The following is a 16,225-nucleotide window of genomic DNA, read 5'->3' as shown; positions in this document are numbered from 1 at the left end:
TTCCATCTTTGGGTCGAGTTGCGAGGGTTTGACCAAACGCACCTAACCGGCTTAAAGGCGCTTATTGCGCGTTCATCTGAGTTAACTTATCACCAACAGGTTTTGAGAAGTTAAAGCCATCATGCTGATCCCAGTTGATAGACCACGTCATTACGCCAGCATAATTCGGGTAGTTGAACGCTGGTTTAACGGTGCCACAGGATGTGCCTTTTGTTAAACAGTCTAGCGCACTAAGAATATTTTGTGTCGGAGCCTGACCTGAGTTTGCCGAGCTTGGGCCTGAAGGTAAACCGATCGCGACTTGATCATCACGCAATGGCGCAAACTGAGTGCCGTCGGCTAGTTCAAAACCTTCGATGAGCATCTTAGATTGAGCTACCATCATATCAACAGAGCCTTCTGGTGCAGAACCTGGTAGGTACGGGTTTGGTAGACCGCCGTTGTTGTATAGCTGAACATGAAGCAAGTCGAGCGTGCTGCGAGTATCGTTGATCACGGGAATGTACGCTCCCCAAATTCCGCTGTAAGCGACGTAACCGCCTTGAACATAAGGGTGTTCAGGAGCCATGGTTAGGTACATATCGCCACCCATGTTTTGCTCAATTTGCAGCAAAGCACGACCAAGACGAGCTTGAATTTGTGAACCGTGTACTAGGTTAGATCCACTCTCTAAATCCACATCGAGACCATCAAAGCCCCATTCAGCGATAAGGCCAGTTAGGCTAGAAACAAAGTTCGATTCGTCTTGGTCAGTGTTTAGAGTGATAGTGCCTTCAGCACCTCCAAGAGATAGAACGAACTTCTTACCTTTCGCCTGCAATGCTGCCATATCTTGTTTGAATTGCGTTGGGTCGAGTGCAGGACAATCACTGTAAATATCGCCAGAATACAGGTTGAAGTGCACTGTGCCATCGCTGTTTCGGTCGTTTTCAGCAAAGGCAATATCAATCACATCCCAAGCATCAGCCATGTCTGCCAGTCTGATTGGGCAACCCGCACCGTTCACGAAGTTGTGCCAGTAACCAATCAGTTTATGACGTTTTTCTGTCTGCTCTACAACTGTCACCGCTGCTGCGTCAGATAATGCGGTGCTTCCAGCAAGATCGACGGCTTGAGCGCTTACAGTAAACTGTCCGATTGCGGCTGGTGTCCAGTTCGCAGAGTAAGGTGCAGTCGTATCTGTGGCGACAACGGCGCCGTTGACCATAAAGTCAACTTGCTTAATGCCTGAAGTTAAAGACGTTGCATCGGCGCTTAATGCGAGATTTTTGCCTAAGCCAACCGTTTGACCTGCGCTAGGCGAAGTAAGAGAAATGACTAAATCTTTATCACTGACATTTACGTTCACAACAGATTCTGACGTATTGTTGTCGTTATCGGTTGCAACGGCTTTAAGCTGGTTAGCGCCAATAAGTGTGGCGTTCCAAGTTACGGAATATGGCGCTTGAGTAACGACACCTAAGCGATCGTTATTCGCGAAAAACTCCACTTGCGTAACCGTGCCATCTGAGTCGCTTGCGTTGGCTGTGATTTCGTTGTTGCTGCCTGCGAGCACGACTTGCCCATCAGTTGGGGCGGTAATGGTAACTTGAGGTGGTGTTGAGCACGCTCCTAGGCCAGTCCAAGCGTCTTTCCAGTACAGGCCTTCACCTGGCTCGTAGGCCCATGTTGCATCGGACGAACACCAACCCGCAACGTCACAACGATATTTTTGGTTAAGGTTAGATACCAGAGCACCTACTTCATAACGTGTGCCAGCAACGTAAGGTAGAGCATCAGCACACCCACCATTGCCTGTTTCTGAATTCGCGACGACCAGCGCCACTTCTTGACTCATGGTAGAGAGATTAGAGTCATCTGTCGCTTGAGCTTTAAATGAGTGCGTGCCAACACTCGCTGTCCATTGGTATTCGTAAGGTGCACTGGTATCAATGGCGACAGATTGGTTGTTAACGAAGAACTCAACTTGAGTAACTACGCCATCAAAGTCATCAGCTTGAGCAGTGACGGTTAGGTTATCCCCCACACTCAGTGTTTCCGTACCTGTTGGACTAGTGAGAGTAATGCTAGGTGGTGGCAGCTCTACTTGAGGCTGAACGACGATAGCAACCGTTGTGGAGGTTACTGCGCCTTCATTGTCTGTCGCAATCGCGGTGAGTTGAGAAACGCCTTGGGCCGCAGTCCAAGATGCCTCAAATGGCGCTTGGGTGACGATAGCAACGGTTTGGTCACCCGCTAAAAACTCCACTTGTGTGACCTGTCCGTCCTCGTCGGACGCATTGGCTAACAGAGTAATGGCGCTGCCTTCAGGAATGTGCGCGTTGTTCGTTGGAGAAGAGAAGGACACCGTTGGTGACAGATTACTGTTTCCGCCATCGCATTGACCTAATGCCTTCCACGCTTCCCATGAACCTGAGTTGGTGACGGGGTCGTTACCTTGTGTCCAATAAGCGGCCTCATAGGCGGCACCTTGAGTTTTCACTTGAGTGCCTGAGGTGTAGATCGCAGTGCTATCCCAATCAGGCAGGCTTTGACAGTTGTAGGCTTGAGCTTGATAGCTAACACTGAGTGCAGCTACCACCGCTCCGTGAAGTAGAGTGACCTTCATTTTCCTCTCCTTGAGTCATGGATATAAATGAGAACAGAGTAATAACTAGCTGATAAATAGACATAAGGGGGAAAAAGCGAAGAACAATATTCTGCTTTTCGACACAACATCACGAGGAACTATTCGCCTCTTACAGTCGAGCTCATTATTTTTCGGCTCACTTCACGATGAATGAATCAGTGGTTTTTGCGTGGTGATACAGTCGATTTGATAGCAAATAACGGTTTGATAACGGCATGATGAATATGAGATGTATGTAAAAATTTACAAACTGAATGCCTGCCATTTGCATCGTTTGTCGAGTATTTGACCTGCTTGCTCTTGTTGATTAGTTAATATTGCTATAGTGTACTAGTTAGCTAGTTCATTGATATTTTGTGTGAGTGGTATGACACAACAAACTTCTTCTCAGCCTCGCGAGCATTTTGGCTCTCGTCTCGGATTCATCTTAGCAGCCGCCGGCGCTGCGGTTGGTCTGGGTAATATTTGGGGCTTCCCAACACAAGCAGCAAGTAATGGTGGTGGAGCCTTCTTGCTGGTTTACTTAGTGATGATTCTGATCGTTGCTTTTCCTATGCTGGTGGTTGAAATGGCGATTGGTCGTCATGGTCAAGCCAACCCAGTAGACAGCATGCGTGCATTAACCAACCACCCGACTGGCAAAAAGCTTGGCGGTATTGTGGGCTGGATTGGTTTGAGTGTACCAAGTGCAGTCTTAGCGTTTTATTCCATTGTTGGCGGTTGGTTGATCTGCTTTTTGCTAGGTGCGGTTACCGACATCATGGGAATGGAAGCGGCGACTCAATGGTTAAAAGGTTTTAGTGTAGAGCGCAACTTGTTCGGTACGATTACATTTTATGTACTTACCATTTTGATCGTGCAAGGTGGCGTTAAACAAGGCATTGAGAAATGGTCAACACGTCTAATGCCTGCGTTGTTCGTGTTATTCGGTTTGCTGTTTGTTTACATCATGACGCAAAACGGCGCGATGGAAGGTCTGAAGCATTACTTGGTGCCTGATTTCGAGAAAGTATGGGACCGTAAACTAATTCTTGCTGCAATGGGGCAGGGCTTCTTCTCACTGACGATTGGTGGTTGTTCAATGCTGATCTACGGCTCTTACTTGAGCAAGAAAGAGAACCTTCCCAAGATGGCAATGAATGTGACCTTGGTCGATACGGCTGTTGCCTTTATTGCAGGGCTAGTGGTGATGCCAGCGATGTTTGTTGCGATGCAAAAAGGTGTCCAAATCTACGCTGAAGACGGTTCTCTATTGAGCTCAGACACCTTGGTATTTACCGTATTGCCACTGATGTTTGATAGCTTAGGTTTACTTGGCCAACTGTTCTCAATCGTGTTTTTCTTATTGCTGACGATTGCGGCGCTGACGTCTTCCATCTCAATGTTAGAGTGTCCTGTGGCGTTAGTGAGTGAACGTTTCAATACTAAGCGCAGTGCGACTAGCTGGGTGCTAGGTGGTCTTATTGCTCTGTTCAGCGTAGTGATTGTGTACAACTTTGGCGCGTTGTTTGGCATGGTTGCGACGGTTGCAACTCAGTATTTACAGCCAACGGCGGCACTACTGTTCTGCTTGTTTGGTGGTTGGGTATGGAATCGTAACTCTAAAATTAAAGAGCTTGAGCAGGGCTGTCCTGAATTCACACAAGGCTGGTTTGGTAAATTGTGGCCTGCGTATGTGAAGTTTGTGTGCCCTGTATTAGTTGCGACGGTGATCTGGGCATCATTCGGTTAACAAGCAAAGATACAGCTTAAACGAAAAGGGCTTGATGTATTCATCAAGCCCTTTTCATTATTGTCGTTGGGGTTGCCGTCGTGATTAACGGAACTGACCTGCTTCGGGTAAGAAATCAAACCCTGCCGTAGCCAATTTTGCTTCAAGTGCCGCGCGGTTTATATCAAAAAAAGCAACCAGCTTATCCAGATCACCGCCGAAGTCGTCACGTAGCTTCATGTTGACGATACTCATCAGCATGACTGGGTCCATCGATTCAAAGTTCGCTAAGTTCATTACTTGTCCTCAAAATCTGAAATCAGTAGGTTTGCAGCCGCAAACGCCGCTTTCTCACGTACTTCTTTTGGCAAAGATTCATCCGCCGCAACATCGTTTAGCGCTTTCACTGCACAAGAAATTGCTTGAGGGATGTAGGCTTGATCGCCGCTACCAATTTGAGCATAAAGCTCACGAACTAATTCACAACAGCCGTATACTTGCATGTTTTCTTTCCACTAAATGATAACTTATCTCAATATACACATAGCGGATTTGAAACTCAAAGCTGAGAGTTGTTTTGGCTCAAGTTGAGGTGCATCTTGGACAAGCTTTAATCACTGCATCTGCGATTCTAATTGATACGTCACTTCCGGAGAAAGCTGAAGCTGCTTAGCCAGCTCTTGTAAGTAAGCTTTTTCCATGAAGTTTTGTTCATCGGCAACAATGAGTGACGCTAAATAGATCTCAGAAGCTTGCTGTGGTGTCGACGCTTGGCTTGCGATTTCTACTGGATCAAGTGGCTTATGCAACTCTTGCTGAACCAACTGACGAACGTGTTCATCTGCCCCCATTTCTGTAAGGGCTTGTTCAATTCGGGCCATTTCCACATCATCGACATGACCATCGGCTTTGGCTGCACCAATCATGGCTTTTAAAATTAATACGCTGTGTTTGCTATCTTGTGGATCGAAGGGGTCATGGACGCCTTGATCACTCTGCTTAGCTTGCCAATCGTTATACACTTTGTAGGCAAGTGCACCGAGTGCTGCCGCTCCACCGACTTTAAGCGCGCCAGAACCCATTTTCTTCGCCATCTTTTTGCTTTTCTTTGAGCCCATAAGCATGCCAATCAATCCACCACCGATGGCTCCTGCGCCGAGAGTTTTGAACTGGCTAGAGCTGGATGATGATTTGATGTTTTGAGTTTGCTTACCCAGGGCGCCAGCACCTTGTTTGAGTAAATCAGAGTTGAGCGCTTGGTTTAGAAGACTTTTTAAATCCATGACTGACCTCCTGTAAATGTTGAGATCAGTGTACAAACAACAAGCTGAACCAAAGATTAACGAAATGAATAGTAAAGAAATTAGGGTCAGTGTCATTTCTGAGGACAATAGAAAAGGGTTGACCGAAGCCAACCCTTTTATTTAATCGAAACCTTTTAGGCGTTTATTTAAGTTGAGATTTAACGTGCTCAACAATATCCGCCATCGCTACTGGAGTTTTCTCGCCAGTACGACGGTTTTTGTATTCGAAGTTACCTTCATCCATGCTGCGATCGCCAATCACGATAGTGTGAGGGATACCGATCAACTCGATGTCAGAGAACATTACACCTGGGCGTTCTTTACGGTCATCAAATAGAACTTCGATTCCCATAGCAGTTAGTTCCGCGTATAGCTTCTCTGCTGCTTCTTTTACGCGCTCAGATTTGTGCATGTTCATTGGCACGATTGCTACTTGGAAAGGTGCAATTGCGTCTGGCCAAATGATGCCGTATTTGTCGTGGTTCTGTTCAATCGCAGAAGCAACAACACGCGATACACCGATGCCGTAACAACCCATCTCTAGGATTACGTTTTTACCGTCAGGGCCAAGAACGCTACAGTTCATTGCTTCTGAGTAAACGTTACCAAGTTGGAAGATATGACCAACTTCGATACCACGTTTCAGCATTAGCGTACCTTTACCACATGGGCTTGGATCGCCTTCCACTACGTTACGCAGATCTTCTACTTGACCCAGTTCAACGTCACGACCCCAGTTAATACCGAAGTAGTGTTTACCGTCGATGTTTGCGCCAGCGCCAAAGTCGCTCATGACTGCTACGCTGCGGTCAACGATGAATGGCAGTTCAAGGCCTACAGGGCCAAGAGAACCAGGGCCAGCACCGATCAGTTCACGAATTTCTTCTTCTGATGCCATCTCTAGTGGAGAAGCCACTTGAGGTAGGTTTTCTGCTTTCACTTCGTTTAGCTCGTGGTCACCACGAACGATCAACGCAATGATTGGTGCATCGATTTCGTCAGACGCCTTAACAAATAGCGTTTTAACGGTTTTCTCGATAGGTAGACCGTGTTGCTCAACCAACTCTGCGATTGTTTTCGCGTTTGGAGTATCAACTAGTGTCATTTCTTGAGTTGGTTCTGCGCGTTCTACCGCAGGCGCTAACGCTTCTGCTTTTTCGATGTTCGCTGCGTAATCAGACTCAGTAGAGAATGCAATTAGGTCTTCGCCGCTGTCTGCAAGTACGTGGAACTCTTGAGAGCCGCTACCACCGATAGCGCCTGAGTCCGCAAGTACTGGACGGTACTCAAGACCCATACGGTCAAATGCTTTACAGTAAGCATCGTGCATTGCTTGGTAAGATTTCTCTAGACCTGCTTTGTCGATGTCGAAGCTGTATGCATCCATCATGCAGAATTCGCGAGCACGCATTACGCCGAAACGTGGACGACGTTCGTCACGGAATTTAGTTTGGATTTGGTACAGGTTTAGCGGAAGCTGTTTGTAAGAGCTCACTTCATTACGCACAAGGCTAGTGATCACTTCTTCAGCTGTTGGGCTAAGTACAAACGGACGAACATGACGGTCAGTAAAGCGAAGTAGCTCAGGACCCATCTTCTCGCTGCGGCCTGTCTCTTCCCATAGTTCAAACGGCTGAACAACGGGCATCAAAGTTTCGACTGCACCTGCATTGTCGATTTCTTGACGAACGATGTTTTCGACTTTACGCAGCACACGTAGACCAGTAGGCAGCCAGGTGTAAAGACCTGAAGCCAGCTTACGGATCATACCTGCACGTAGCATGAGCTGGTGGCTCACTACTTCTGCGTCGTTTGGAGTCTCCTTCAGAGTAGAAAGAAGATAATTACTGGTACGCATTAAATTTATCCGTTTATTAAAGTTAGTTACTCAAGCCAGAATGGACAGGAGTATGAAGGTCCCAAGAAGGGAAAATTGTTAGCCGTCTATAATATCAGCCAATTGGCTTTGTCAAAAGCTTTCAATCGCCGTAACTGTTATTAAGTTGCTATTCACGCTGAACTTAACGTTCAGATCGAACAAATTTACCGCATATTCCTTGGTATCCGGTTTGTTCTTCTTGTATGCAGGACGTGGATCCTGCGCCAGAACTTGTTCGATCACCGATTGTACATATTGAGTATCGGATCGCTTTGCTAGCATCGCCAATGCTTGAGACGAAAAGGTGACGTTCGATTTTTCAGGCTCTTCACCAGCGTAGCCGCCAATCGCTTCAGGAATGGCATCTGAGTAAGGAATATAAGGTTTGATGTCGACAATCGGTGTGCCATCGACCAAATCAACACTGCCAAGATCAATATATATTTGATCACCTTTCTTCGTGATGCCTTTCACTTCGACTGCCGACATTCCAATGCCATTTGGTCGAAAGGTAGAGCGCGAAGCAAACACGCCAATACGCTCATTTCCACCCAAACGAGGAGGCCGTACGGTTGGTTTCCATCCTGCCTCCAAATTTTGGTCAAACAGAAACAATAACCAGACGTGAGAGAACTGTTCTAACCCGCGCACCGCTTCTGGGCTATTTGCCTCGCCTAACAGTTTTACTCGCGCTTTAGCTGCTGGAACTAGGCGCGGTTGGCGAGGGACGGCAAACTTCTCTTTGTAAGGGGTTTCAATGATGCCAATCGGCTCAATCGAATACATAGCAAATTTCTTCAAGATTCATTTAAGTGAAAAAGTATCACAAATTTCTCTTGCATTTCTTATTGGGAATGATTATTAATTAAAATGTTATAACATAACAATTTAATTTGAAGGAAATTGAAATGAAACCAGGAATCCATCCTGACTATCGTCCAGTGGTGTTTCATGACACAAGTGTGGATGAATACTTTGTTGTCGGCTCAACATTGAAAACCGATCGCACCATTGAGTGGAAAGACGGAAAAACATACCCGTACTTCACATTGGATGTGTCGTCGTCTTCTCATCCGTTTTACACAGGCAAGCAACGAGTGGTTCAAGCGGAAGGGCGTATTGCTAACTTCAACCGTCGTTTTGGTCAATTTACTAGTGAGAAGGAATAAGTCATGAAAGTTGTGAAATCACTTAAAAGCGCGAAGAGCCGTCATCCTGACTGTCAGATAGTGAAAAGAAGAGGGCGCTTGTACGTTATTTGTAAGACAAATCCGAGGTTCAAAGCTGTACAAAAATAACAGTAGAAACGAACAACAAAGGAGTGTGTAGCGAAATTGAAGGTATTTTCGTCCATGACAACGGATGATTGCCTTAGCAGCTATGAATCTACACGCCCACCTAATACTCGCCAAGTGCCAACGTTTATTCGCTCGTGCTTGGCATGGTTTTTACTGGCACGACTTCATCGTTATTCAAGTCAAAATTGTACGTTTGCCAGACTGCTCGGCTCTTTGAGCTTACACCACACACTATCTTTGCATTCGACTTTATATAGGGATTAGGCATTCCTGCATATCTAATGGTTATATCTTTGTTTAATTTATAATGTTGGTTAATTTGTTTTATATGGATGAAATATCTACATTTATGCAAATAACTGGTTATAAATTTGCAATTGATTTACAATTTGTAACGTTTTTGGCTTTTAATTGACTCTTTACTCAAGTACCCTTCGCTCGCTTTGTGACATTTTTTTCACAATTGCACAGGAATAAAAACAAGGAGGGAACAGATGAGTTCATCTGCTTCAATTAAACAAAACTCACCTAAGAAGCCGTTGTTTACGCGCTTTTTGGATACTGTCGAATATTTGGGGAACCTGTTGCCCCACCCGATCACACTATTTGCCATTTTCTGTTTAGCCATTTTGGTGATGTCGGGTATAGCTGGTTACTTCGAAGTATCGGTTGTCGATCCTCGTCCTGAGGGAGCAAAAGGTCGTGCTGCAGACGGCATGATTCAAGTGGTCAGCTTACTTAACGCTGACGGCCTAGAGCTTATTGTTACCAATCTAGTGAAAAACTTTGTTGGTTTCGCACCGTTAGGCACGGTATTGGTTGCGATGCTTGGTGTTGCAATTGCGGAATACTCGGGCCTACTTTCAGCAGCAATGCGTGGCCTAGTAATGGGCGCGTCACAACGTATGGTGACGGTTACGGTTGTTTTTGCTGGTATCATTTCAAATACCGCTTCTGAGCTTGGCTACGTGGTTCTTATCCCACTTGCTGCAATGCTTTTCCATTCCCTTGGTCGTCATCCTCTTGCTGGTCTTGCGGCAGCATTTGCTGGTGTATCGGGCGGTTACTCGGCAAACCTTCTAATTGGTACGGTTGACCCACTGCTTTCAGGTATTACTGAGACAGCAGCTCAAATGATTGACCCGACTTACACTGTTGGACCAGAAGTAAACTGGTACTTCATGTTTGTGTCGACGTTCTTCATCGCGGGTATGGGTGCATTCGTTACAGAGAAAATCGTTGAGCCGAAACTTGGCAAGTACAACGAAGAAGAAGCGGCTGAAGATTTGTCTAACGACAAAATGGGCAACCTAACTGACCTTGAGAAGAAAGGTCTGAAAGTTGCTGGTCTTGCTGTGTTGGTTGTGTCTGCTTTGTTGGCTTGGACGATTGTTCCAGAAGACGGCATTCTACGTTCAGACGCTGGCACTGTTGCAGGATCCCCATTCCTGAAAAGTATCGTCGCTTTCATCTTCGTATTTTTTGCTATCCCTGGCTTTGTATACGGTAAAGTCGTTGGCACGATGAAAACCGACCGTGATGTTATCGATGCGATGTCTAAATCAATGTCTTCGATGGGCATGTACATCGTGTTGGTGTTCTTCGCTGCGCAGTTTGTTGCTTTCTTTAAGTGGACGAACTTTGGCCAAGTATTTGCCGTTGCAGGTGCTGACTTCCTGCAAAGTATCGGTCTGACTGGCCCTATGTTGTTCTTCGCATTCATTCTGATGTGTGGCTTCATTAACCTGATGATCGGTTCTGCATCGGCGCAGTGGGCCGTGACAGCTCCTATCTTCGTGCCAATGCTAATGCTAGTGGGTTATGCTCCAGAAACCATTCAAGCGGCTTACCGTATCGGTGATTCAACCACGAACATCATCACACCGATGATGAGCTACTTTGGTTTGATTTTGGCGGTAGCGACTCGCTACATGAAGAATCTAGGTATCGGTACGCTGATCGCGACCATGCTGCCTTACTCAATCTGCTTTATCGTAGGTTGGAGCCTGCTGTTCTACCTATGGGTATTCGTATTTGGTCTACCAGTCGGCCCGGGCGCTGCAACGTATTACACACCGTAATACTTAGGGCACCTCACACAGCTCCAAAAAAAGCCTGCGATATTCGCAGGCTTTTTTGCATGTTTGAAGTACGAACTCTGTTGAGTCTTATTTCAGAGATGGATCATTTCAATGTTTGAATGAAAGCCCTTTATCGCTTCGCGAGGATTCTATCCAGATGGTTTGCAAACTCTCGGCGTTCGGTTTGCGAAAGTGCCGCAGGCCCGCCAGTTTGAATACCGCTTGAGCGCATGGTTTCCATAAAGTCACGAATATTAAGACGCGCTTTGATGGTGTCTTTGGTGTAAAGCTCACCACGAGAGCTCAACGCTAGAGCGCCTTTAGTGATGACTTCATCGGCAAGTGGGATATCGGATGTGATGACCAAATCATTTGGCTCTACACGACGAACAATTTCGTTGTCAGCAATATCAAAACCTGCAGGGACTTGAAGTGAGTGAATGTTGGCTCTTTTTGGCACTGGTACAACGTGATTGGCGACAAAGGTACACTCTACGCCGGTTCGTTCTGCGGCACGCACGATGGTCTCACGGATCACTTTAGGACAAGCGTCTGCATCTACCCATAACTTCATTCTTATTTCTCACCCAGTTTTGCTTCTAGCTCTTCAATACGAGCGGTTAATTTAACGACTGTTTTTTCAAGTGCCGTCAGGCGATCTTCTTCTTTCGATAGTGGCGCAGTGACTTCTACTTTTGGGACGTGATTCGCGCTCTTCCAGCTTTTGATAACAGTAATGAGTGCAGGCATTGGGACTGGTGTCTTCATACGTGCTTTCACTAGTGCAACCGTTGGCTCTTTCCCTTCTCGTTGCAGCTGCTCCATCACAGCTTCCAGCTCTTTCGTGACGTCTTGAGTTAACATTTTCAATCCTTAATAACGATATAGTTGTCATCATACTTTGAGAGGTGGGATTTAGCGAATAGCAATTTCGGTAGTGGGTTGTGAGAGATCTCTTACATAGCGTGTAAGAGAAAACGATTTCGTCATCAGTTTTACAGAAAAGTTCCAGTGTAAGGTTTTGATAAATAATGATTTAACATGTTATTAACCGTTGCGAATAAAAAAAATTGTTTTAGGGTAGATTGTGAAAACTAAGGAAAAGCGTAAATTTAACCTTGTCAGCAGGAAGCAGACACGGAACAGGAAAGCACCAAGGATTTGGTTATCGTCAGGAAGACGATTTGGTTAATCAGGATGATTGATCAAGCATGGAGCGCAGGACATTGTAAGGAAACAATCATCAATAGGATGTTGATGACTAAGGATAGACAATGGACCCCTCATAGGATTGAGGTTATGGACAGCATCAGGTAGATGCAAGGGACACCGCTCAAGGAACAAGTGATGTGCGCTAACGGGGAATGTTAGCTATCAGGATGATAAGGACACCGCTAGGACGGCGACGTAAGGACTGAGATGACGGAATCAGCCACTATTATGGATGATGCATGGAGCACTATTTAGTAGCCGGACTGCTGCGAGTAAGACCATGACCCCGATACATTCGTGTCGGGGTCTTTCTTATTTTCGATGGTAAAACCGTCAATGTCACAAAATTTATAAAATCCTAATAACACTTAATAAAAAACAATCCAGATCAATATCCTTTCCAATCAGTTGGTTTAACTTTCGGCTTCTCTACAAGGCGTTATCTCCCGCAGTCACTTGGCAGGCTCAGCTTCGCTTAGCTTGTGATATGCGGATTAATTAAGTTTGCTGTAATCAAGGAACAGATGTGGCCATAGTAACCAGAAGAATGCTTCTTCTACCCTACAATGAGTCGTTGCAACTAGAATTCGTTATGCTTAATTGCTGCGCGAAAAACCGTGCCGAAATGAATGGTCCTCATACAGTAGCGTCTGCCAAACAGTTGTTTGAGAAAATACTGGATGACGAAAATATTTATAGTATGGCGGTACTTGAGAGTACGAGCCGTGACTATATGGGGCATGTATTCATTTCCCATCTCGATTCCGAACCCGAATTAGGTTTTATTTTTGATAAGGCGTATTGGGGTAAAGGGTTAGCGACAGAAGCGCTAAAAGCGTTTTTCCCTAAAGCGTGCCGCGAATTGGAACTACATAAGGTGAAAGCGAATGTAAACAGCAATCACCAAGCATCAATGGCGGTATTGGAAAAACTGGGATTTGTTAAAACAAGAGAAAGTAAGGACTTATTCGGCCCTTACTTTGAAATGGAATTTACAAGCGATGTGGCGGTAGGTGAAAGCTCTGCGGCCTGAATCCAACCATAGTCAATTGGCCTTGATAGCAGTCATCGCCAAGAGATGAAAATTCAAATTGATACACTGTATGCCAACGCCAGACTCCGTCTGGCGTTTTCAGTTTGTGTGCTCCAAAAGCGATGCTAACGAGCTGAAGATCCAATTGCTCGCATTTTCGTGAGATGGCAACTTTGGCTAACTCAGATTGACGTCGTTGTTGCCAAAATAGAAAACAGAAAAAGCACAGTCCAAGTATTGCCAGTAGATCTCCTATCATCCTTAATCCTTTCTTATCCCTTTGTGGCTTGCTGCAATTTGATGAGTGCAGTGGCTAGCTCTTCCGATGGGCTAGAGTGCAGCAAAGGTAGCAATACCATTCTTAGCTCTGGCAGCATAACTAAATCGGCAAATAATTGATTGAACAGGGTTTGATTGCCTGTTTGTGCGAGTCGCAGCAAAAATTGTTCAGCGATTTTTGCATCAGAAAGAAGATGCCATGCTCGTCCCGCAATACCGATCAGTACTTCTTGGTGACTTAAACGAGGGCTTTGCAAAATCGCTTCTAGTACTGGTAAAGAGACTTCAGTTGGAGCGCCTGCTAACGCGCGAGTTAATGCCGATAGCAAGAACAAATCTGGTTCTGTGCTGTGAATCTCTTGCTGCGCTTTTTCTGCGATACGCTGCGCTAGTCGTTCTTGTAAGTCGACATGCTCAAGAGCACCAAGCAGTGCGTATAGAGGCTCGTTAGGTAAATGATTGAGAGCTTTACGCAGAGTGACCGCATTTTGCTCTTTACCAAGGCGTGCGGCGATATCGGTGATTCCTTGCAGGCCAACCGTTTGCCAGTTTTCCCAGCCTAGACCGCCTGTGAAGTAGTGCTGTGTATGTTCGTAATATTGGCTGGTGGGTAGATCCAAATTTGCACGAACTTGGCTGTGGAATACCGCCATTTTGTCTTCAGAAGGTTTGAACGTGTATGGATTATTGGAGAGTTTTTGTTGTTGCTCTTCAGACATCTCTTCGCTTAGACGAGTGCCCATGGCTTCAACTACGTATTTAATGAAGTTGCCAATATCAGATTGCTTGAGTAAGCCGCGCTCATCCAGTTCAAACTTTAAAAACCAAATCCAAGGTTGTTTTTGTTCATTCCAATAAGCAATCGCTAAATGTGCTTTACGCTGCATTGGGTATGGGTAAGGGCACTGACCTTTTTCAACATCGGCGAACAATTGTGAATCGATCGTTTTGATGCGTCGACCAAGGTCGAAGATTTGATATTCACAATGACTGTTTTTCAGTAACTGGGTGAGGGTTTGAATGTTTTCCATTAAATACGACGTCCTAACGTTCTTTTGACAAGAAATGGTATCATTCTCGGCTAATTCAAGGTTCGAGATGTAAAAGTTAATGACTACAAGCACAAAACTGGTGGAATTACTGTACCAACTTGAAACACAACTTCAAAAGCACGAGCTATGGCAACAAACCATGCCGTCGCCAGAAGCGTTGCAAAGTGTGGAGCCTTTCGCGATAGATACGCTTGATCCACATGAATGGTTGCAGTGGATTTTTATTGCTCGAATGCACGCTTTAGTAGAAAGTAGCCAACCTTTGCCAAGAGGTTTCTCTATTGAACCTTATTTTGCAGAAGCGTGGAAGCAGGAGCCGCAGTACGCAGAGCTTTTGAACACGATTCGAACTATCGACGAACTATGTAAGTAACTTCAATGTCAGAACAAGAAACATCACAAACCGTGGCTCCAGTAGAGTTGGAGATTGTTTATCAAGATGAGTATTTTGTTGCGGTGAACAAGCCCGCCGGCATGTTGGTTCATCGCAGTTGGCTAGATAAACACGAAACTCAGTTTGTCATGCAGACTCTGCGAGACCAAATTGGTCAGCATGTCTTTCCGTTGCATCGCTTGGATCGTCCGACTTCTGGCGTTTTGGTGTTTGCGCTCTCCAGTGAAGTGGCTTCTCAAGTGATGCCTATGTTTGCTGAGCACAAAATGGAGAAGACCTATCACGCGATTGTCCGTGGTTGGATTGAGGAAGAGGGCGTTTTAGATTACGCGTTAAAAGTCGAATTAGACAAAATTGCAGATAAGTTCGCCTCACAAGAAAAAGAAGCTCAAGAGGCCGTAACCGCTTACAAACCACTGGCGAAAGTGGAAGTGCCTTATTCGACGGGCAAGTTCCCAACAACGCGCTACTGTTTGATGGAAATGAAGCCCAAGACTGGTCGCAAGCACCAATTGCGTCGTCACATGGCCCACCTACGTCACCCAATTGTGGGGGACACATCGCACGGTGATGGTAAACACAACAAATTGTTCCGTAACGAATTTGATTCACACCGCTTGCTGTTACATGCTTCGGAGCTGCGTTTTGTGCATCCGTTTACAAATGAAGAGCTGGTGATGAAAGCGAGTATCGACGATACGTGGCAGCAATTGTTTACTCGATTTGAGTGGGACGAAGAGCTCGTTAAGTAAAGAGGCTGTGCTCTAGCGAAGAGAAATAGAAAAGGGTTGGCATGTTTACCAACCCTTTTTGTTGTTTACCGATTCTTAAAGGCTATTTGAGTTTTTCTAGATCCGCTTCGATCTCGGCGATCTTGCTAGAAACGACTTTTTCTAAATGGCGAAGATCAGAAAGAATCTTTTGTTTTACATCCAGTTCAGACACTTTCGCTGGTTTTGTGATCTTGTTGAGTTCGTCGATAACCAAAGTAAGGTTACGGTTGATTTCCGTTACTTCCTTGTATTTATGACTACCGCTATCAACTAAGACATTTTTTACTTGGCGTGGGTATTTGAATTTGACGCTTTTGGCAAAGAACTCGCCTTTTTGCTTATGGAAGTAGATTTTGAGCACGTCTTTATGTGCTTCTTGACGTAGGGAATAACGTTCAATCTGCTTGGGATCATGAATACCCAAACCAGTGAGGTGGGGATACATAGGCTACCTCTGTTACATCTAATTGATATTGATATAACTGTAGCAGCCTATGTATGAGCTAGATAGCTGATATTTAGCCAAATTGCTCAACTTGTGGACAAGATCGCCCTCACTCTGAACCGGATGTTTTGGCAG

At 45.5% G+C, this 16,225-nt stretch carries 18 protein-coding genes; 7 read left to right on the top strand and 11 right to left on the bottom strand.

The features are described 5' to 3' along the window. Window positions 1-61: 61 nt before the first annotated feature. Window positions 62-2,608, bottom strand: coding sequence for an Ig-like domain-containing protein (locus ACF8OV_RS01210; protein ID WP_141180341.1), 2,547 nt, complete (start codon window positions 2,606-2,608; stop codon window positions 62-64). Window positions 2,609-2,996: 388 nt separating this feature from the next. On the opposite strand from ACF8OV_RS01210, the gene ACF8OV_RS01205 reads away from it, so the two are divergent. Further along, window positions 2,997-4,361, top strand: coding sequence for a sodium-dependent transporter (locus ACF8OV_RS01205; RefSeq protein WP_005456537.1), 1,365 nt, complete (start codon window positions 2,997-2,999; stop codon window positions 4,359-4,361). A gap of 84 nt (window positions 4,362-4,445) precedes the next feature. On the opposite strand, the gene ACF8OV_RS01200 is transcribed toward ACF8OV_RS01205, so the two are convergent. From ACF8OV_RS01200 to tsaA, 5 genes are all read right to left on the bottom strand, one after another. Further along, window positions 4,446-4,637, bottom strand: coding sequence for a DUF4250 domain-containing protein (locus ACF8OV_RS01200; RefSeq protein WP_005494238.1), 192 nt, complete (start codon window positions 4,635-4,637; stop codon window positions 4,446-4,448). Then, window positions 4,637-4,843 (bottom strand): YaeP family protein, encoded by a 207-nt coding sequence (locus tag ACF8OV_RS01195; RefSeq protein ID WP_005391765.1) that lies wholly within the window; start codon window positions 4,841-4,843, stop codon window positions 4,637-4,639. The genes ACF8OV_RS01200 and ACF8OV_RS01195 overlap by 1 nt, the downstream gene beginning before the upstream one ends. 111 nt (window positions 4,844-4,954) lie before the next feature. Then, window positions 4,955-5,623: a tellurite resistance TerB family protein gene (locus ACF8OV_RS01190; RefSeq protein ID WP_069540714.1), complete on the bottom strand. Its 669-nt coding sequence runs from the start codon at window positions 5,621-5,623 to the stop codon at window positions 4,955-4,957. 163 nt (window positions 5,624-5,786) lie between these two features. Continuing rightward, entirely contained in the window at window positions 5,787-7,502 is a 1,716-nt protein-coding gene (locus ACF8OV_RS01185) for a proline--tRNA ligase (protein WP_005479053.1), read from the bottom strand. A gap of 111 nt (window positions 7,503-7,613) precedes the next feature. Continuing rightward, a complete protein-coding gene (gene tsaA, locus ACF8OV_RS01180; protein WP_017447760.1) occupies window positions 7,614-8,309 on the bottom strand; it encodes a tRNA (N6-threonylcarbamoyladenosine(37)-N6)-methyltransferase TrmO in 696 nt (231 codons plus the stop codon). Window positions 8,310-8,431: 122 nt separating this feature from the next. Here tsaA and ACF8OV_RS01175 point away from each other — a divergent pair, with 122 nt between their 5' ends. The 3 genes from ACF8OV_RS01175 to ACF8OV_RS01165 all read left to right on the top strand — a co-directional run bounded on the left by ACF8OV_RS01175 (window position 8,432) and on the right by ACF8OV_RS01165 (window position 10,902). Further along, window positions 8,432-8,692, top strand: a complete 261-nt coding sequence (locus ACF8OV_RS01175) for a type B 50S ribosomal protein L31 (RefSeq protein WP_005479047.1) — start codon at window positions 8,432-8,434, stop codon at window positions 8,690-8,692. A 3-nt stretch (window positions 8,693-8,695) separates the two neighbouring features. After that, window positions 8,696-8,821 carry a type B 50S ribosomal protein L36 gene (gene ykgO, locus ACF8OV_RS01170; RefSeq protein WP_005380299.1) on the top strand — a complete coding sequence of 42 codons (126 nt, stop codon included), beginning with the start codon at window positions 8,696-8,698 and terminating at the stop codon, window positions 8,819-8,821. Window positions 8,822-9,315: 494 nt separating this feature from the next. Beyond that, on the top strand, window positions 9,316-10,902 hold the full coding sequence (locus ACF8OV_RS01165; RefSeq protein ID WP_005484923.1) for an AbgT family transporter: 1,587 nt from the start codon (window positions 9,316-9,318) through the stop codon (window positions 10,900-10,902). Between the two features lie 130 nt (window positions 10,903-11,032). On the opposite strand, the gene ACF8OV_RS01160 is transcribed toward ACF8OV_RS01165, so the two are convergent. Further along, a complete protein-coding gene (locus tag ACF8OV_RS01160; RefSeq protein WP_005456606.1) occupies window positions 11,033-11,476 on the bottom strand; it encodes a YaiI/YqxD family protein in 444 nt (147 codons plus the stop codon). A gap of 2 nt (window positions 11,477-11,478) precedes the next feature. Continuing rightward, entirely contained in the window at window positions 11,479-11,766 is a 288-nt protein-coding gene (locus tag ACF8OV_RS01155; protein ID WP_021822414.1) for a hypothetical protein, read from the bottom strand. A gap of 895 nt (window positions 11,767-12,661) precedes the next feature. Between ACF8OV_RS01155 and ACF8OV_RS01150 the strand changes: the two genes are divergently transcribed. Beyond that, window positions 12,662-13,147, top strand: coding sequence for a GNAT family N-acetyltransferase (locus ACF8OV_RS01150; protein ID WP_021452994.1), 486 nt, complete (start codon window positions 12,662-12,664; stop codon window positions 13,145-13,147). Here the strand turns inward: ACF8OV_RS01150 and ACF8OV_RS01145 are convergent. Together ACF8OV_RS01145 and ACF8OV_RS01140 are read right to left on the bottom strand one after the other, a co-directional pair. Then, a complete protein-coding gene (locus tag ACF8OV_RS01145) occupies window positions 13,107-13,406 on the bottom strand; it encodes a DUF3301 domain-containing protein (RefSeq protein ID WP_005494258.1) in 300 nt (99 codons plus the stop codon). The two genes, ACF8OV_RS01150 and ACF8OV_RS01145, sit on opposite strands and share 41 nt — an antisense overlap. Window positions 13,407-13,419: 13 nt before the next feature. After that, entirely contained in the window at window positions 13,420-14,457 is a 1,038-nt protein-coding gene (locus tag ACF8OV_RS01140) for a DUF3549 family protein (RefSeq protein WP_020838633.1), read from the bottom strand. A 79-nt stretch (window positions 14,458-14,536) separates the two neighbouring features. Here ACF8OV_RS01140 and ACF8OV_RS01135 point away from each other — a divergent pair, with 79 nt between their 5' ends. Both ACF8OV_RS01135 and truC read left to right on the top strand, forming a co-directional pair. Then, window positions 14,537-14,851 (top strand): YqcC family protein, encoded by a 315-nt coding sequence (locus ACF8OV_RS01135; protein WP_021486748.1) that lies wholly within the window; start codon window positions 14,537-14,539, stop codon window positions 14,849-14,851. Between the two features lie 5 nt (window positions 14,852-14,856). Then, window positions 14,857-15,624, top strand: coding sequence for a tRNA pseudouridine(65) synthase TruC (gene truC, locus ACF8OV_RS01130; RefSeq protein ID WP_005456757.1), 768 nt, complete (start codon window positions 14,857-14,859; stop codon window positions 15,622-15,624). Between the two features lie 82 nt (window positions 15,625-15,706). Here the strand turns inward: truC and ACF8OV_RS01125 are convergent, their stop codons facing one another. After that, window positions 15,707-16,090 carry a DUF3461 family protein gene (locus ACF8OV_RS01125; protein ID WP_005456756.1) on the bottom strand — a complete coding sequence of 128 codons (384 nt, stop codon included), beginning with the start codon at window positions 16,088-16,090 and terminating at the stop codon, window positions 15,707-15,709. Window positions 16,091-16,225: the final 135 nt, after the last annotated feature.

The sequence above is a fragment of the Vibrio sp. GLN_1 genome, assembly GCF_043106015.1.
In the GTDB taxonomy this organism is placed as follows: Bacteria; Pseudomonadota; Gammaproteobacteria; order Enterobacterales; family Vibrionaceae; genus Vibrio; species Vibrio parahaemolyticus.
Note: the sequence above shows the minus strand (reverse complement) of the source record. Positions and strands in the feature narration are given on the sequence as shown.